The organism is Cytophaga aurantiaca DSM 3654 (genome assembly GCF_000379725.1).
In the GTDB taxonomy this organism is placed as follows: Bacteria; Bacteroidota; Bacteroidia; order Cytophagales; family Cytophagaceae; genus Cytophaga; species Cytophaga aurantiaca.
In genome coordinates this window covers 34720-52261 of the sequence record NZ_KB903666.1, presented here as the reverse complement: position 1 = coordinate 52261, position 17542 = coordinate 34720, and the positions used below count along the sequence as shown (strand labels likewise).

17 protein-coding genes are annotated in these 17542 nt (G+C 38.6%); 3 read left to right on the top strand and 14 right to left on the bottom strand.

The annotated features are described in order from the left end of the window. Positions 1 to 5 precede the first annotated feature (5 nt). From A3EE_RS0119200 to A3EE_RS0119180, 5 genes are read right to left on the bottom strand one after another with little or no spacing between them, the layout of a single operon-like run. Positions 6 to 1208 (bottom strand): PP2C family protein-serine/threonine phosphatase, encoded by a 1203-nt coding sequence (locus A3EE_RS0119200; protein WP_245553873.1) that lies wholly within the window; start codon positions 1206 to 1208, stop codon positions 6 to 8. A 5-nt stretch (positions 1209 to 1213) separates the two neighbouring features. Next, positions 1214 to 2452 carry an ABC transporter permease gene (locus A3EE_RS0119195; RefSeq protein ID WP_026209874.1) on the bottom strand — a complete coding sequence of 413 codons (1239 nt, stop codon included), beginning with the start codon at positions 2450 to 2452 and terminating at the stop codon, positions 1214 to 1216. 18 nt (positions 2453 to 2470) lie between these two features. Further along, a complete protein-coding gene (locus A3EE_RS0119190) occupies positions 2471 to 2725 on the bottom strand; it encodes a hypothetical protein (RefSeq protein ID WP_018345071.1) in 255 nt (84 codons plus the stop codon). After that, on the bottom strand, positions 2722 to 3861 hold the full coding sequence (locus A3EE_RS0119185) for a glycosyltransferase (RefSeq protein WP_018345070.1): 1140 nt from the start codon (positions 3859 to 3861) through the stop codon (positions 2722 to 2724). The genes A3EE_RS0119190 and A3EE_RS0119185 overlap by 4 nt, the downstream gene beginning before the upstream one ends. A gap of 1 nt (position 3862) precedes the next feature. Beyond that, positions 3863 to 4714 (bottom strand): lysylphosphatidylglycerol synthase transmembrane domain-containing protein, encoded by an 852-nt coding sequence (locus A3EE_RS0119180; protein WP_245553878.1) that lies wholly within the window; start codon positions 4712 to 4714, stop codon positions 3863 to 3865. 127 nt (positions 4715 to 4841) lie between these two features. Here A3EE_RS0119180 and ruvC point away from each other — a divergent pair, with 127 nt between their 5' ends. Then, a complete protein-coding gene (ruvC, locus tag A3EE_RS0119175) occupies positions 4842 to 5456 on the top strand; it encodes a crossover junction endodeoxyribonuclease RuvC (protein ID WP_026209873.1) in 615 nt (204 codons plus the stop codon). Between the two features lie 14 nt (positions 5457 to 5470). On the opposite strand, the gene A3EE_RS0119170 is transcribed toward ruvC, so the two are convergent. The 8 genes from A3EE_RS0119170 to A3EE_RS0119140 all read right to left on the bottom strand — a co-directional run bounded on the left by A3EE_RS0119170 (position 5471) and on the right by A3EE_RS0119140 (position 12414). Beyond that, entirely contained in the window at positions 5471 to 6562 is a 1092-nt protein-coding gene (locus A3EE_RS0119170; RefSeq protein WP_018345067.1) for an acyltransferase family protein, read from the bottom strand. 166 nt (positions 6563 to 6728) lie between these two features. Continuing rightward, positions 6729 to 7259 (bottom strand): hypothetical protein, encoded by a 531-nt coding sequence (locus A3EE_RS0119165; RefSeq protein ID WP_245553872.1) that lies wholly within the window; start codon positions 7257 to 7259, stop codon positions 6729 to 6731. Continuing rightward, the gene (locus tag A3EE_RS0119160) at positions 7252 to 8424 is read right to left on the bottom strand and encodes a WG repeat-containing protein (protein WP_018345065.1); all 1173 of its coding nucleotides are present in this window, start codon (positions 8422 to 8424) and stop codon (positions 7252 to 7254) included. The genes A3EE_RS0119165 and A3EE_RS0119160 overlap by 8 nt, the downstream gene beginning before the upstream one ends. Before the next feature lie 31 nt (positions 8425 to 8455). Continuing rightward, complete coding sequence (locus tag A3EE_RS0119155; RefSeq protein WP_018345064.1) at positions 8456 to 8728, bottom strand: hypothetical protein; 273 nt, start codon at positions 8726 to 8728, stop codon at positions 8456 to 8458. Positions 8729 to 8745: 17 nt separating this feature from the next. After that, positions 8746 to 8910: a DUF6728 family protein gene (locus A3EE_RS22030; protein ID WP_169334038.1), complete on the bottom strand. Its 165-nt coding sequence runs from the start codon at positions 8908 to 8910 to the stop codon at positions 8746 to 8748. A 23-nt stretch (positions 8911 to 8933) separates the two neighbouring features. Further along, positions 8934 to 9416, bottom strand: a complete 483-nt coding sequence (locus tag A3EE_RS0119150; protein WP_018345063.1) for a hypothetical protein — start codon at positions 9414 to 9416, stop codon at positions 8934 to 8936. A gap of 6 nt (positions 9417 to 9422) precedes the next feature. Beyond that, positions 9423 to 11420, bottom strand: coding sequence for a (E)-4-hydroxy-3-methylbut-2-enyl-diphosphate synthase (gene ispG / locus A3EE_RS0119145; protein WP_018345062.1), 1998 nt, complete (start codon positions 11418 to 11420; stop codon positions 9423 to 9425). 286 nt (positions 11421 to 11706) lie between these two features. Then, positions 11707 to 12414, bottom strand: a complete 708-nt coding sequence (locus A3EE_RS0119140; protein ID WP_018345061.1) for an SDR family oxidoreductase — start codon at positions 12412 to 12414, stop codon at positions 11707 to 11709. Positions 12415 to 12500: 86 nt separating this feature from the next. On the opposite strand from A3EE_RS0119140, the gene A3EE_RS0119135 reads away from it, so the two are divergent. Together A3EE_RS0119135 and A3EE_RS0119130 are read left to right on the top strand one after the other, a co-directional pair. Then, a complete protein-coding gene (locus A3EE_RS0119135; protein ID WP_018345060.1) occupies positions 12501 to 13232 on the top strand; it encodes an MlaE family ABC transporter permease in 732 nt (243 codons plus the stop codon). 26 nt (positions 13233 to 13258) lie between these two features. Further along, a complete protein-coding gene (locus A3EE_RS0119130) occupies positions 13259 to 14005 on the top strand; it encodes an ABC transporter ATP-binding protein (protein WP_018345059.1) in 747 nt (248 codons plus the stop codon). A 104-nt stretch (positions 14006 to 14109) separates the two neighbouring features. Here A3EE_RS0119130 and A3EE_RS0119125 read toward each other — a convergent pair whose 3' ends face one another. Continuing rightward, positions 14110 to 17541, bottom strand: a complete 3432-nt coding sequence (locus A3EE_RS0119125) for a hypothetical protein (protein ID WP_245553871.1) — start codon at positions 17539 to 17541, stop codon at positions 14110 to 14112. Position 17542: the final 1 nt, after the last annotated feature.

Sequence of the window (17542 nt, the reverse complement as noted above, 5' to 3'; positions counted from 1 at the left end):
AAATATTAAAACTGAATGTTGCAGCTCAGCAAGGTGATGTCGTCATTGTATGAGCGTGAACCTTTAAACTCAACGGTTGCAGCTATAATGCGATCGATCATTGCGGCTTGATCGGCAAGTTGATCAAGCTGTACGAATGGAATGATTCGTTCCAGTTCAAATTCTTCATCTGCCTCATTCATACATTCTGAAAGACCATCTGTATACAAAAACAGGTGGTTCTTTTTTTGCAGAGGTACAGCAGTTACTTCTATAAACGGAAGTTTTTCAAACATCCCTAAAATGGTACTACCCTTATCCAGCAATACATTTCCATCCTGCTGTATCAACGGTATGGTATTGTGTCCTGCATTGATATACGTTAATTCCTGACGGGTAAAATCAATGATCCCGATAAACATGGTAACAAAGCGATTCCCTTTTGTATGCTGTAAAATCAGATCATTCAGTTGAAATACGATCTTACTCAGATCAGTTGTATAGCGCACCATCGTACGCAATGCCGCCTGTACATTCGACATTAAAATGGCTGCAGGTACTCCTTTCCCACTCACATCTGCGATGCATACCAACGAACGGTCTTCATCAATATCAATGTAATCGTAATAGTCACCACCAATGGTTTGATGCGGTAGATAAAAAGACTTAATCGAAATTTTATCTGTAGCCGGAAGGTCTTTAGGGAATAAATGGTTTTGAACTTCACGCGCAATCTGCATTTCCTTTTTCAACGCCTCTTGCTGTAATTCTCTACGCGCAAATTTCTTATTCTCTATGGCTACTAAAATAATATTGGTAAACGTTTGAATAAAGGCTTGATCAACCTCTACTTTATCAGACTTCTTTTGAATAAAAACAAAAGCCAATACATCATTCTTATGAATAATCGGGATCAGCAGATCAAATTCTGAAAACGCTTTGGATTTATCCAGCGAGATTGGTGTAATAACTTTTATACCCAATAGCTCTTCTGTCAGCTCAACCTTAGTGTAATCGGTCTGTGTGCCCATTTGAGCTTTACACACCCATGCTTCATCTTTTACAAACAAGGCGAGTTTACCTACACTTAAATTCGCTAATAAGGTAAACTGAAAAATTTTATATAGAGAAGTCTCCGGTAAATTTGCGTTGATGGCTTGTGTGATCTCAAGCAGTGAGCTTAGTTTTAAATCTTTGACAAGGCTGTCTTGTGTCTGAACAGAATGCATCTTCTCTACCATTTTATTGCAGTCTGAGGATCGTATGCATCCCTCAATCCATTTCCTAATAAGTTAAAGGCAAGCACCAATGTACTGATGCAGATACTTGGCAGGAACACCAGATACCAGCCGCCGTCGCTCCAGTTAGACTGATACCCTTCACTTACCATCATACCCCATGAAGGCATCGGTGGTTGTACTCCAAGACCAAGGAAACTTAATCCGGATTCAATAAGAATGGCTGAAGCAAAATTCGATGTTGCAATAACGATCATAGGACCGACAATATTCGGAAGAATGTGATAGAAGATAATTCTCCAACTGCCGATACCAAGAGCATTCGCAGCTTCAACAAATTGCTTTTCTTTAATGGATAAGATTTGTCCGCGCACTACACGCGCAACCTCTACCCACATCGTTAAACCAACTGCAACGAAAGCCACCCAAATGCCTTTGCTTTGCAACGCAAGACTGATCGCAATAACCAGCATAATGCCGGGTATGGACCACGTAACGGTTAAAAACCACATGAGTGTACGATCCACCAAACCTCCGAAGAAGCCACCAATAGCACCAAACGTAATACCTACAACCAACGAAATGATAACCGATATAAAACCAATTGATAAGGAGATGCGTGTACCAAATAACAACCTGCTCAACATATCTCTGCCACGCTTGTCTGTACCAAGAATATAAGATCTGTGTTCAACATTGTGTTCAATAAAATACGCATTCAGATCTGCTTTAGAAAAAGCAATACGCTCTTCTTTAGCGTTGATGTAAATAGAAGAATCTTTTGTTAACAGATAATTGGCAGAAGAATCTGCGAACAATTTATGTGTCGTACCGGGATACCAAAAATCAATGTAATCCAGTGTTAATGCACTTTCCCAGACACGCTCCTGAAAAGGTCTGTAATAAACAGAGTCTCCTTTAAAATAAAATGTATCTACCGGCTCAATTGTATACGGACTTTCTCTTCCTTCAAACGACATGGTAAAGAAACCCGTCTCTTCAACAACTCTATTCTTATGTTTTTTAATAACGGTTGTTTCAAAACCCGGAGCTTGTTTTTTGATCAGGTTGGCACCATCATCTGCATTCGGGGTATTATCAGGCATGATCGAATAACCCAGCACAGCAATAACATGTGCCAAAACAATCAACACCAAGCCAAACATTGCAGGTTTATTTTTATATAAACGCCTTTTTATATAGTATGTGGGTGAATGTACTTCTTGGTGTTCCACGATTAATTTTTAGAAAATTTATAAAGTGTTATGCGCAAATAATCCTTTTTTTGTTGCAAGGTAAAAATAATCGGAATAGTTTTTTGTCCAAACTTCTGCATTCAAAATTTCTTCATCCGTTTGCATGTCCATTACTTTTACCCACTCCTTTTGAAACATCTGCAAAAGCATTTTTTTCAATTCTTCTTCTTTCATTTCCATTGCTTTGCAAAGCGCATCAAAACGCTGTACAAAATACAAATTGTCAATTAAGTCAAATTCTAAATCGGTCATGAAAGTTTTTCAATTCGTTCTTTCCATGTATAGGTACCAAAACGTGCTAAAATACCAAACCCAACAACATAGATCGGATAAATCAGAACAGCATAAATAAAGGTACTCTTTTTAAAATCTATTGACAAAAATCTAGCAATAGACTTTAAGTAGAAATAATCAAAAATGAATTTAATTCCCCACAATACGAGAGGCAAATACCAATCGATTTCTCTGAAAATTGCTAACAAACTGCTTACCAATACAGTTAAATGAAAGATAAAAATCCAGAATGCAACCGCCTGTACGTATCTCAGCGAATAGTTTTCCCACTTACTTGCCCAGCGTTTCCGTTGATTAAAAAATGCCGGCCAGCGATCTACTCCTTTGGTAGACACAATCGCCATCTTGTTTTTGCAAAATGCAATGGCTTCTGCTCCCCATACCGCATACATCTTATGCATTAAAAACTCATCGTCACCGCTGGCAATCGCTTCATTTCCTTCAAACCCTCGCACCTCGATATACGCCTCGCGTGTATATCCAACATTCGCACCATTGCACATTAAGGGTTTTTTCAATCCAATCGCACTCGCTCCTGATCCGATCAGACTCGAAAATTCAATTTGTTGAAATCTATTCCAGATTGTAGATTCTCCTGTTATGGTAACCGGACCGGAAATGAATTTTGCCTGCGTTGATTCATAGGCTTGCACCATACTTTTTACCCAATGTTTGGGAAGCTGGCAATCCGCATCGGTTGTTAAAATGAATGTGGCATCTGTATCCGCAATGGCTGAAGCGATCCATCTTTTTTTCCCCTTCCATGTTTCGTATTCAGCCAGCAACCTTACTTTTTTAAATCGATTGGGATGCTGTTCCATCCAGCGTGAAATAATGGACGGCGTCTGATCCGTAGATCCATCATCCGCGAGATAGACAGTTAACAGTTCTTTCGGATAATCCTGCTGCAACAGATCTGTCAAGATCGATTCGAGCACCGCTTCTTCATTGCGAATAGGAATGATCACCGCAACGGACGTGATTGGCACAGCTGCAGTATCGGTATACCGTGGTGCAATAGCTCTCCATCCCTTTAGTAAATACAAACTAAAAATAACATAACCTATTCCGCACAGATACAGATAGACCTCCATGTTATTTTTTAGTATAGTCAATACCAAACATACAAAACAATCCAACAACTGCCGGGATCAGTAAATTTATAAGCCATAAACTGATGCTCGCAGCCAATACGTTTGCATCTTCAATGTGATAGGCTGAAAAGAAAAACACTGCAGCCAACTCACGTACACCAAGATCAAAGAAGGTTGGAACGATAGACTTTACGAAAAAAGTAAATACTGCTCCGAGAATGATTATTTCAAGTGGCAATTCTACGCCAAAAAAGATAAGTAAAATTACAAACTGTGTTAAAAATATTCCGTAGCGCAATGCAGATAGAGCAAGGGTTTTAATAAATAATTGATTGGAATAGCCACGTAATTGATCAAACCATTTTTCAATATTTTTAAGAAGCGGAACATGCTTCATTTTATCAAGCAGAAATACTCTGAATTTCCACACCAAAAATATAATAAGCAATGTTGCAATGGCAAGTAGTAAAGCCGTCAACATATGTTGATTCATTTGAATCACAAAACAGAAGTATAAGGTAGCAACAACGCCGGCAATACAAGTGATGCACAATTGTGCAATTCTGCTGAACAAAACCGATGCAATATTTTCCAATCTGTTTTCAGGATTTAGAAAAAGGATCCGGCCAACATAATCTCCTATTCCATGCGGCGTGATCAAGCCTGCTGTAATGCCGCTAAATACTGCCGTTAAGGCCAAACGAAAAGATACAGGCGATGTAGTGCGGACCAGATACTGCCACTTAAGAGCTTCTACGGATATATTAAAAAACATTCCCACAAGCATAAGGCTAAGTACCAGTAATCCTTTTTGAGTGCAATACGATTCCTTAAAAAAATTCCACCAGAGCATTTTATCAAACAACAAAAAAACAATAACTCCCATGGAAACCAGAAACACTCCCGTTTTTAACAGAAGTGAAAAGAATCCAGAAGGGGTGATTTTTTTCACAAAAGGTTCGCTAACTTGCACGTATCGTATGGTTAATAAAAATAATCCCCCATTAGTAGACCGAATTATTCTTGGCATTGACCCAGGTACAAATGTAATGGGATATGGACTGATTGCTATTAAAGGAAACCAACTAACCTTGATTCAATTTGGTGTTGTTCATTTGAGCAAGTATGCCGACCATGCAATAAAGTTAAGTAAAATCTTTGAGAGGATAAGCCACATTATCGATGAATACCACCCCGATGAAATGGCTATTGAAGCTCCGTTTTTCGGAGAGAATGTTCAATCCATGCTGAAGCTGGGCAGAGCACAAGGCGTTGCCATTGCAGCTGCCATTTCGAAACAGGTTCCTATCTTTGAATACGCTCCTAAAAAAATAAAACAATCGGTTACTGGTAACGGAAATGCATCCAAAGAACAGGTTGCTGCAATGCTTTCAAAATTGCTGATGTTCCAGGAAATACCAAAGCTATTAGATGCGACAGATGCTCTGGGTGTGGCCGTTTGTCATTACTTTCAGAAAGGTGCTGTAACCAAAAGCAAAGGCGGCTGGAATGCCTTCATCAAAGACAACCCGGATAAAGTAAAAACACCGGCAAAGACAGTAACAAAGAAAGTCGCGAAGAAAAAGAGCGAATAATATAGCTCCTATTTTTACAATGTTATTCGTGTTTTCAACTTCAAAAAAGGTTTTTCAATCAGATAATAAGTAACCATACTTGCTGCAATTGTACCAAGCAAACATACGGTTACAAACCCCAAAGCTTGAAAGGGGTTGATCAATGAGATATTCATTTTTTCAAATATCTTAACAAACAGATTAATAATTATTGTGTGTGTCAGATACAGGCTATAGGTATAGATCCCAAGACGACTCAGAATATTCGTTTTAGAAATTGAAAATAATTTTCCATCGAACACAACTAGAGTCAATACAATTAAAAAAATGATTCCTGAAATTGTTGGCTCTATGAGCGCGTTGTATTGAAAATCCAGATTAGGTAGGGTTATAAAAATACCTATGCATGCAAGTAGTATGAATACTTTACTCGAGGATGAAATACCTTCCAGCACGGTATCTACAATTGCCTTCTTTTTAATGAATAAGATAGCAGAAATCGCCCCGTAGGCGAAATAATCTATGTTGGTAAACACATCTAAAAAAGACCATCCGTTCAAATAGAAAACATACCTGCTGACATTCGCTATAAAAATTGAAGCTATAATCAACCAATGAACATTCCGCACTGAAACAACATAAAGCAGTAAGCCCCATATAATATAAAAATGTTCTTCCACACACAAAGACCACACTACTCCTAAGGGTGAAACATTTGGAAAATCATTGGTAAAGATCATTTTATAATTTTCAAGAAACGCAATGGACATAAACCAATCAGGATCATAACCTGCTCCACTAGCATCTATAGAAACGATAGATAAAATATAAGGTGTTAAAAAAGCAAAGAGCAGCATGCTATAATACAACGGCCATATCCTTAAGATTCTTCTGAAATAAAAAGCCTTCAGATTAAATGTGCCTGTTGATTCTTTTTCTTTTAAAATCAGATACGTAATTAAAAAACCACTCAAGGAAAAGAAAAAGGATACAGCAGTTCCACCACCATTTTTCAGAAAATCAAAAACAGGAAAACCCCAAATAGGTATATGAAATATAAACACTTTAAAAAAAGCTAAAAATCGCAGTGCATCAAAGGTGTTAAAATACTTCCTCTCTTCAATCATACAGATGATTTAAATTATCAATCGAATATAAGGCAAATTAGTTGTAAAAATCTTCTTAAATAAAAAATGTCCCACTAATTAGTGGGACATTTTTTATTTATCATTTTTCTTGAAAAGGAAATTCGTTTTCAAACCGTCTTAGTACTTAGTACCTAACACTTATTACTTATTTAATAACAAAATGTTCCTCACCAATTTTATATCCATCTACATACAGCTCAATAATATGCAAGCCGTGTTTGAAATGCTTGGAGTGCTTATACAGGAAATCAATCTCCAGAAATTTGCCATCATATTTTTTAGTTTCTTTGATGGTATAAGGAGTTTCTTTTCCATTCAACATAAATAAACCGCCGCCTGAAGCCGGATCATAAATATCTACTCCACTTGGATCTATCACTCGCATCATAACAGATTTATAGCCTGCATTTGTAGAGTCCGTCGATACCATCGTAAAATGCACATGCAGAATTTTATAACTTGATTTATGCGGATCATGCGCATGATGATGATGTGCCGAATCGCTTATGTTTTCAATATCCTTTACCAAAACAACTTTCAGATCTTCAGCCTTAATGCTGCTGTGAGGCTTTATCTGAGCCAAAGACGGCATCGCTTGAAATAAAAACAACACAACACCGAAAACAATACTTCTTTTACTAAATGTACTCATGTCTACTTTGATTCTATTATTCACAATATTTAATACAAACACCTGATTTATCAATAAAACGGGTTCTTTCATTTATTACAACTTCAGCCATCCCGTTTACAACATCATACGCATATTCATATGTAAAAGGTATAATCAATTCTCCTTTATTATTAATATATCCGTATTTACCTGCTTTCGTTACCACTGCATATCCTTCGGAATAAGGTCTGGTTACTTTATACGTAAATGTACTTAAAACTTCGTTCTGCGTATTGATGCACCCCCAATACCCTGCTTTAACTGCCATTATAGTGCCAGAAATATCCCGATCTTCAAGCCACTGATATTGAATCGGAACAACAATGGTTCCCATCTTATCAATATAGCCATACATGTTGTTTTTTTTCACTTTCGCATACCCATTTGAAAAATCCGAAACCCAATCAAATGTTGCAGGAATCAGCATTACACCCGAAGTGTTTGCATATCCCCAGGTAGAACCTTTGTGCACACGTACCAAACCATCACTAAAAACAGAAACCCAATCGTTATCGATCGGCAAAATAGCTTTTCCGTTCTTATCAATAATACCATACTTCCCGTCTTTTGAAACCACAGCAGCACCATTGCTGAAATTTGCAGCCTGATCATAAACGGCAGGAATAATGATCTTACCGGTGGTATTTATAAAACCATACTTTCCGTCTTTTCTTACAACCGCATGTCCGTCTGAAAACTCCAACGCAAAATCAAACTGTGGCGAAATGATTATTTTTCCAGTCTTATCAATATAGCCGTACTTACCATCTTTCTTGATCACCGCAAATCCTTCTGCAAACGGATATGCTTGTTGAAATTTAACCGGGATCTTCAAAGTTCCCAACTTATCAATATATCCCCACAATCCTACAGTTTGTACGGCTGCCAATCCCTCGGTAAAAGAATAAACAGAATCGTACTTTAAAATAATTTTGATTGTACCCGACTGATCAATAAAATATCCTTTGCCCGCTTTAAATACCAATGCCCTGTTTTCAGAAAACGGATATACCTTTTCATAAATGGGATTGATCAAAACTTTTCCGGTCTCAGCATCAATAAAGCCGTACTTACCGCCCCATACATAGGGTGTAGGAATACTCTGCGCAGAAGAAAGTATAGCTGTCTGCAACAGGAATGTAAAAGATATAAATCTGATAAATTTCATTTGTATACTAATAATATGATTCAATGAGAGATTAATGATTATACCTATAATAGGATGAACAGCCAGAATTATTGGCACATACATCAATTACAACCTCTAATATAGTAATGATAACATACCCAACATCTTTGCTTATCTGGATCACCACCCTTTTTCGTTCTTTCTCTTTAGGTTTTTTATCGTGCATATGAGATGCGATAATCGCATCATTGGCATCTTCCTTTATAATACTACTTGCCTCGGCTGCAGAACCCAACACGATATATGTTAACAGAATCAAAAAACACGTTCTAAGAAATCTCATATATACAAAGCAGTTATCTATCGGATAAATAATCTATACAAAATAACAACCAGACAGATCAGGAAGATCACGATCGACAGTTTATTTACAAAATGCATTGCCTTCAATGAAGTAGATACATTGGGATCTTTTTTGCGGAAGAAGTATGTGAAGAGTTCTCCTATTTTAAAATATTCTTTCATAGGTATATTTTGTATTACGGTTATTATCGATTCTTAATTTGAATTTCATTTTTTGTTAAAAGCTTCATGTAAGCTTTTTCATTGAACAGATCAATAATATGAATAGTAGAAAAAAGACATCCCTCACATCGTGCGATCGAATAGTCCTGATTTATTATTCTTTTAATTTTTTCTTTATCACTTTCGGTCAAACTATATATATTCTTGGAAGCTAATGACAGCAATGCTTCAATCGCATATATTTTCCCTACATTATTTTGTCCATCCAATACAGCCTTAATCGCATCGAAATTGTTTGATTCAACAAGTTTATTTATGGCCATTCTTCCCTTCGGAGGCATTCCGGACACAGAACAAGAATAACCAAAAGCATATTTAACAGAAGAATCTGTTAATATCTGCAGGTTAGTAAGGGTGTCCCTTTCAATAAACTTATCTTCTGCATAAGCATTAACAGAGAGTACCACCTCCAAACATATGATTATATATATGGCAACTCTTTTCATATTGAATTATACAAACTCCGAAACAACCGGCTCCAGCCACTTGCCATCTTCTTTAATAATATTGATCAGCTCATCCACCGCTCTATCCGACGGTACTGCCTTATTTACAACCGTTTGCCCTCGGTACAAAGCAATCTTATCTTTCCCAACGCCAACATAGCCATAATCGGCATCGGCCATTTCACCCGGACCATTTACGATACAACCCATGATCCCGATCTTCACTCCCTTTAAATGATCGGTACGTTTACGGATCATCGCAGTTGTCTCCTGAAGATCGAATAAGGTTCTTCCGCACGACGGACAGGAAATGTATTCTGTTTTAGTCATCCGTGTACGGGCAGCCTGCAGAATACCAAAAGCTAAATTATTCAGTGCTTTCAGATTCGTTAATAAGGTTGTCTTATCTGTCGGTGTCGTTTTGGAAGTAGACAGAAATACCCCGTCGCCCAAACCATCCACCAGCAAACCACCTACATCGGTTGATGCAGCCAGAAACAATGCCTCTTCATTTTTATGTTTGTACGCACGCTTAATAAGTACGGGCGTTTTTATTTCTCTATTTAAAAGCGTAATGAAACTTCTGCGCAGTTCAGCCATTGCATGTTCATTAAACGACTCCAATATTAATACAACGGTCGGGTCTGAGGCCAGACACAACAGCAGCTTTTCATCTATGTCTTCAATATCTGCCAGCACAAAGTTCAGTTTCGGATGTTTTACCACATCGGTCTTATACCAGCGTGCCGCAAAAAGCGGATACACATGGGTCTGATCCGGCAATATTTTCCAGGTATCAGCATCCACAATTTCTTTCAATCCATTCGGTAACATGAATGGCGCTTTCTGATGACCGGTATAAATAAAGTCTGCTCCAAGATCATTCATACTCCATTTATCCAAAGCGGGTAAATAGAAATGACCAATGGATTTCAGATCCTGTACATCCAGATTTTCAACCTGACTGAAGTCGGCGATCACCCGTGGAACATTTGTTCCTCCGATCGTATGAACGTCGGTTGTCTGTCTTCTTTTATATGCGTATGGGTTGATCGGATTTTTTTCAACGAAAGGAATCGCTTTATGATTGTTCCGGTTTTGATATCGGTCAACCAGTTTTGCAGCTACAGGAATTTCAAATTCCGGGGCTTCGGTCAACGACACCCGAACGGTATCTCCCAAGCCATCTTCCAATAAAGTACCAATCCCAACGGCAGATTTTATTCTTCCATCTTCGGCTTCACCAGCTTCGGTTACTCCTAAATGTAAGGGGTAAGGTCGCAGTCCTTCTTCCTCTAATTTCTGAACCAACAGACGATATGCCTGCACCATTACCTGCGTATTACTCGCTTTCATGGAAATTACAATATTGTAATATTCCAAGTCTTCGCAGATTCTCAAAAACTCCAGAGCCGACTCAACCATACCCAGTGGCGTATCTCCGTAACGGGATAAAATCCGGTCCGATAGAGAACCGTGATTGGTTCCGATCCGCATGGCTGTGCCATATTCTTTACAGATTTTTACCAGCGGAACAAACTTTTCACGGATGCGTTCAAGTTCTTCCTGATAAGATTCGTCTGTATAATCGATCTGTTCAAACTTCTTTTTGTCGGCATAATTCCCCGGATTGATCCGGACTTTTTCGACAATTTTGGCAGCAAGTTCTGCCGCATTTGGAGTAAAATGTATGTCGGCTACAAGGGGAACATTGTAGCCGCGTTTCAATAATTCCTTTTTGATCTCGGCTAAATTCTGAGCTTCCTTAACACTTGGTGCTGTCACTCTGACATACTCACAACCGGCATCTACCATGCGGATAATTTGCTCCACACTGCCTAATGTGTCCATCGTATCGACCGTCGTCATCGACTGAAGTCGGATCGGATTATCACCACCCATAGGCACATTTCCAATCGTTACCACAGTGGTTTTTCTACGCACATATTGGGTAAGGCTGGAACAGTATTTTGTGTTTATTGAAGAAAGTTCGTTTGAAGACATCTCTTGATATTATTATATATTAGGAAAGATAACTTTTTTGTTGAATTCGTCCCGATTTTGAAGAATTTAAATTGAAAATCGTTGAATTTATTTTTTTAGACTAATCTAAATTTAAACGTTTATATTTTTATAAATCAGATATATTAAATCAAAACATGTAAACTATTAGATGATACTATTTAAATTCATTTTTCAAGTAGATTTTTATCCAAAATAGACTTAAAAATGATCATTAGGTGCTTTTAATCTGTATAGACGATATATAAAATTTACCAGAACCTAATTTCTAGATATCTCCCAGTTGCGGACGTAAAAGGAGTTCTTCTACGACCGTTTGGTCAGACAAACTATAGATTCCATAAATTGAATTTGCTATATCTTCAGGTTTCATAAACCGCTCTTGGGGTAAGTCTACCCCTTCCCAGGAAGCAGTCAAGGTTGCTCCGGGTAAGACAGCAGTGACCCGAATATTGTGCTCCTTCATTTCCTCCCTCAGAACTTTTGTCATGCCCAGTAAAGCAAACTTAGAGATGCAATAAGAGCCACCGGTTACATACGGAATGATGCTCGCAGTTGAACAGATATTAAAAATAGTCCCCTTCTTTTTTGCGATCATCCCGGGTACAACTCCACGACTAATATCATAGGCACTCATCAGGTTTGTCTGGATCTGATTTTCCAAAACACCTTCGGGTTCATTATGGATTTGTCCCAATACAAATACTCCTGCATTGTTGATCAATACATCAGCAGTTCTGTTTAAGGAAGCATAGTTTTTTAAGAGTGCATCCCTTCCACTTTTAGCAGATAGATCTGCAACACAGGTGCTGACAGCAACATTTTTGTTCAGCTTATAAATAGTACTTTTTAAAGACTCTAAATCTGCTTCCTTTCGTGAACAGGTAAGAATATCAAAACCCTCTGAAGCAAATTTTTCGACAAGTGCCTTCCCTATTCCTTTCGTTCCTCCGGTTATTACTGCCAGTTTATTCATTTTATTATAATTGTTTGCCACTTAAATATACCTTATTTTAGTAAGGATTTTAAAGAGAATTGTTCCATCGTTGATAAAGAATACGAATGAAAAGTTTCGGGAAGTACATGATTTTGATGAGCACGCTGTTTGTTAGAAGAGAGAAATTTAGTGTTTATTGGAAGCTCACAATTGATGAATGTATCCTGATCGGAACTGATTCCATTCTGATTGTTGCCATTGTTTCTTCCTTTATCGGAGCAGTTACCTGTATCCAAACGGCAGCCAATCTGGTTAGCCCTCTGGTTCCAATCTATGTTGTTGCCTCTGTGGTACGGGAAATGTCCATTTTAGAGCTTGCTCCCACATTTACCTGTGTAGTACTTGCCGGTAAAGTAGGTTCAAGCATTGCAGGTCAGTTAGGCACCATGCGTATTACCGAACAGGTTGACGCACTAGAGGTTATGGGAATAAACTCCGCTTCTTACCTCATCTTGCCTAAAATCTTAGCCAGTCTCATCACCATCCCCATGCTTGTTACCTTCGCCGGATTATTAGCCATTTTAGGTGGATATACCGCCGGTATTCTGGGTAATATTATCTCAACACAAGACTTTATATATGGAGTTCAAATCGATTTTAATGAATTCAACGTTACGTTTGCGCTCATAAAAGCCTTTGTTTTCGCATTTCTGATTTCCTCTATCTCTGCATTTGAAGGGTATTTTACCAAAGGCGGTGCACTCGAAGTAGGACAATCTTCTACCTCTGCAGTAGTTAAAAGTTGCATTGCTGTATTGGTTGCAGATCTGTCTCTTGCCCAATTATTATTAAACTAATTACCAGGATTTATTGACCGAGTAGTATGATTGAGTGTAAAAACATCAACAAAACATTTAATGGTAAGCAAATCCTGATGGATGTTTCAGCATCGTTTGAACAGGGTAAAACAAATCTGATCATTGGTGCCAGCGGTACCGGAAAGAGTGTTTTATTGAAAACACTGGTTGGTCTGGTACACCCCGACTCTGGCTCTGTATTATACGATGGACGTGATTTCACCTTAGCAGATAAAGAAGAAAAGCAGGTTATACGCAGAGAAATTGGCATGCTTTTTCAGGGCGGTGCCTTGTTTGATTCTAAAACGGTCGAAGAAAATGTGCTCTTTCCGTTGGACATGCTGAGTGAGATGTCTAAATCAGAAAAAGAAGATCGTGTTCAATTTTGCCTTCAACGTGTCGGTCTGGACCATGCAGCGAAATTAATGCCTTCAGAAATAAGCGGCGGTATGGCCAAACGCGTAGGTATTGCCCGTGCCATTGTAATGAACTCAAAGTATTTGTATTGCGACGAACCCAATTCCGGATTGGATCCTCAAACTTCTATACGTATTGATAACCTGATTCAGGAGATCACACACGAATACAACATCACTACCGTTGTAGTTACCCACGACATGAACTCCATGCTGGAGATTGGTGAAAACATCATTTTCATGTTTAAAGGTCAAAAGATCTGGGAAGGCACAAAAGACAATATTCTTGGAACAGATGTGAAGGATCTTCAAAACTTCATCTTCGCAAGTAAGCTGATACGGGATATGAAGAACTAGTTTCTAGTTTCTAGGTTCCAGTTTCCAGACGAGAAAATTACCTCATCACAGTACTCTGCACTAAGTACTTTTTAGTCTAGTACCTAGCAACTAGAAACTGGCGACTAAAACAAAGCACTCAGCTGCATCCTACCCGTGTGAATCATCCGTACAGATTCCGACTTACGTCCTTCGTAACTGAATGAGATCTGCAAACCGTTTGTCAAACGTTCCTGCCAGATAACATTCCACGTCATGTTATTCCCCTGCAATAAGGCTTCCTGAATTTCGTACGCAATCGGACTATTCTGCTGTGTACCGTTCAACTTCGAGTTAATACGAATGTACTTAAGTGTTGTAGTAAATGTACGCTTGGAAAGTTTATTGATTTTTATCTCGGTACCGATATTATACAGGAGTGCATTTTCCCCATTGCCCGGTGTAAACGTATTGATCTTATATGCCACGCCTGCAAGCAAGCTGAGACGGGTATTGGTTCGCGGCTGTATAGATAATTCTGTATCGAATTTCTTATAATCAATAAAATAATTCCGGTTTACATTAAAATCTGAATTCACACTGTTGTATCCTGTTGTAAGTTTTATCTTCCATGCATACATCCGCTTAAAGGTGGCACGCAAACCATAGATCAGATCATTCACATATTGATTCTCGAAACCTTGTGTCAGGAATTGCCGTGATTCATTCATGGTCAATGCCAGATCCATCCCAAACAGGGAACTCGATCGGTTATAAAACAACACCGACCGCAAGATCCGCTGATACGCAAGTAAATTTGTATCCGAAGCACTTGGAGATCCCGGATTGAAACGGCTCCACAGATTATCGTCTGTCGTTTTATTATTTAATGTGATCGATGCGGTGTTGGATAATTTGCCCAGTATTTTCAACATAGAGTTTGAAGAGGATTTCCATTTACGCGGCATCGAAATATCTAATCTATAGTTGATCAGATTGGTGTATGCTTTATAATAATCGTTTGAGGGTAAATATACTTTGATAAACTCTGCCGTATCGTTATAGATCTTCGTAACAAATTCATTGATCTGCTGTACGCCATCATCGTTGTAATCACGCCAGATATAGGTACCCAGTCCGGTTGCAACCGGCTGAAAAACAAATTGCTGCTTGGCCTGCCGCCCTACTCCTGTAGTAATCGTCAATTCAGAACGTACATGTCGCTTTAATGCACTGATTCCCCAATCCACACGTGACATGATTGTTTCATCATTCGGTGTTGTAACCGGACCAACATACGTCAAATATCTATACGTTGTAATCAGATTCAATTGATGATCTGCACTGAACCTAATTCCGCTTGTAAAATTGGTAGTTTGCGCACGCGTAGCAGGTATCAATTCTCCTAAATATACTTGCTTGTCTGCACGGTTACTGTAATCAATCCTGAACTTAACTTTTGATGTATCACTGGATTGAATATAGTATTTATATTCGTCAAAATACATCAACGAACGGATCAGTGCGCCTGCCGAATCTGTTACTTTATTTTTTTCTGAACTGTATTGAAAACCGGGCGTAACCTTTTTGGTTTTATAATATACATTTACACTGTATTTATCCCAGGCTGCTTTACCTGCAAAATTGTTTGTTGATGTTAAAAACAAATCTCCTTTGAAATACAAGTTACCTGTTTTCTGATACAACTGCGCCTGATGCTGCAAACCCGACAGATCATTCTCTTTGTTCCGATAGTTTAATGTATAACTGATCAATTCGTTCGCATTTTTTGAGTAATTCAGATTACCTACAACCATCTGATTGTTCCCAAGCCGCAATACATCTTCGTTCCAGTAACGTTCAAAATCTGCCGTCCGGAAACGATCAATCGCAACGAAATTCTTTTGATTGAATTCATACGACACTCCCGACGACAATAAATATTTTTTCAGTAAACCAATGTTACGCTTTGAACTCTTTATTCCGCCTCGCGCCGAAACACCGTTGTCGTTTTGCTTATCTTCTGTTGAATATAGATTTACATCATTTGTTGAATATGCCACATCGCCAAAGACTTCTTCGTGCCTGTTTAGTTTTTGACTGAATGAACCTTGCAGCATCTGTTTCTTTTTAGGAGTCGCAATGTATTGCACAGGTTCATAGATCCCGTTCCCTGCCCCTACATACCTGAATATACGGGCATTCGCTGTTGAATTATCAAGCACATAACTTCCTAAACCTGCATCCACCTGCGAAAACTTTACCTGGAATAAAGCGCTATCTGGGTTCACCGAATATTGGTAAACAGCCACACCACCTACATCTATTTTTTTATATAAAGTAGTACCTGCTTTATAATCCATGGAATCCGCACCGGAAATAAATGCTTTGGTCAGATCATCTCCTATGGTTGATAAATAAGCCTGATCCGCTGCTGTTAAATCCAGCAACAATGGATTATTAGGATTGTCTCTTTCAGAATAATAATAAACACCAAACTGGCTTGTCGTATTTTTGATCGTTTGCGACGCTTCAATATTTGTCCGCGCATAATTGCGATCGGTATATTCAAAATCAACGCGCATACGGTTGTATTTTGTAACCAGTATGTACGGCGTAAACGTGATCTCTGCAGTATTATAATCGATCACGTAATCGTAGTCAAAGCCTCGCGTAAGCAAGCGCCCATCAAAATACACGCGTTCAGAGTTTGCAATCACAGTTATGAACGCTTCATTGTTTGAGCCTCTTAACCGGTAAGGACCTTGCACGCCTTCCTGTAAAAAATCTTTGGTATCCGGTGCAAATTGCATGGTATTGAATTTACCTTTCGATACACCAATACCAACCTGACTGACGCTTTCAAATGTTGAATCTCTTTTTACAATATGACTGACTTGTCCGCCTTGTACGTTTCTATAGTATTTTAGAAAATACGGATCACGTTGTTTCAATACAATGTCTCCTACCGTCAATGCAGTTTTAGGAGTTCTTAATTGCACATATACCCGATCGAACTGCTGTATCTGCTGCGTATTACCTTCGGGTTGAAACGGAATATTCTGATCTGAAATTACAGCTGTTAAGGTAATGTTGTCTGTGAGCTTGCCATCCAATTGCAAGTTCAATGTTGAATTCACAAACACACTTTGATTATTCCCTGCTGAAATACCACGCGAAATAACACCCGTTTTATTTATGCCGGGTGTTGCAAACAATTCTTCACGCTGTTGCGGTGTAACACCCAAACCTCTTAAACGCATCACTTCGCGGTATCCACCCACTGAATCATACACAGACAGATCACGGTTGTAGACAGGCTTCCCCAGATTGAATGGATACACACGATAACAAACCAAAATAGAATCAGGTAATGGACTGGGAGAAAAGGTTACTGTATTAGTTGCGATGGTATAAAGGCTTGTATAACCCTGTGGATACTTGATTTCAATACTTCCTGGAACAACGGTTAAGGTATCTATTTTCGTCCCTTCTTCCGTAGGCTTAATCCATTTACAACGCAGGTTGGTGTATTGTGCGTGACCATTTCGCACAACAGCAAAAAAAAGTAATAGCAAA

What these genes read in the sequence shown, in the direction of transcription:
- A3EE_RS0119200 (WP_245553873.1), bottom strand. Translation starts at nt 1,208, where the DNA reads ATGCATTCTGTTCAGACACAAGACAGCCTTGTCAAAGATTTAAAACTA.
- A3EE_RS0119185 (WP_018345070.1), bottom strand. Translation starts at nt 3,861, where the DNA reads ATGGAGGTCTATCTGTATCTGTGCGGAATAGGTTATGTTATTTTTAGT.
- A3EE_RS0119190 (WP_018345071.1), bottom strand. Translation starts at nt 2,725, where the DNA reads ATGACCGATTTAGAATTTGACTTAATTGACAATTTGTATTTTGTACAG.
- A3EE_RS22030 (WP_169334038.1), bottom strand. Translation starts at nt 8,910, where the DNA reads ATGAAAGAATATTTTAAAATAGGAGAACTCTTCACATACTTCTTCCGC.
- A3EE_RS0119130 (WP_018345059.1), top strand. Translation starts at nt 13,259, where the DNA reads ATGATTGAGTGTAAAAACATCAACAAAACATTTAATGGTAAGCAAATC.
- A3EE_RS0119180 (WP_245553878.1), bottom strand. Translation starts at nt 4,714, where the DNA reads ATGCTCTGGTGGAATTTTTTTAAGGAATCGTATTGCACTCAAAAAGGA.
- A3EE_RS0119140 (WP_018345061.1), bottom strand. Translation starts at nt 12,414, where the DNA reads ATGAATAAACTGGCAGTAATAACCGGAGGAACGAAAGGAATAGGGAAG.
- A3EE_RS0119160 (WP_018345065.1), bottom strand. Translation starts at nt 8,424, where the DNA reads ATGAAATTTATCAGATTTATATCTTTTACATTCCTGTTGCAGACAGCT.
- A3EE_RS0119170 (WP_018345067.1), bottom strand. Translation starts at nt 6,562, where the DNA reads ATGATTGAAGAGAGGAAGTATTTTAACACCTTTGATGCACTGCGATTT.
- ruvC (WP_026209873.1), top strand. Translation starts at nt 4,842, where the DNA reads ATGGTTAATAAAAATAATCCCCCATTAGTAGACCGAATTATTCTTGGC.
- A3EE_RS0119135 (WP_018345060.1), top strand. Translation starts at nt 12,501, where the DNA reads ATGAAAAGTTTCGGGAAGTACATGATTTTGATGAGCACGCTGTTTGTT.
- ispG (WP_018345062.1), bottom strand. Translation starts at nt 11,420, where the DNA reads ATGTCTTCAAACGAACTTTCTTCAATAAACACAAAATACTGTTCCAGC.
- A3EE_RS0119150 (WP_018345063.1), bottom strand. Translation starts at nt 9,416, where the DNA reads ATGAAAAGAGTTGCCATATATATAATCATATGTTTGGAGGTGGTACTC.
- A3EE_RS0119155 (WP_018345064.1), bottom strand. Translation starts at nt 8,728, where the DNA reads ATGAGATTTCTTAGAACGTGTTTTTTGATTCTGTTAACATATATCGTG.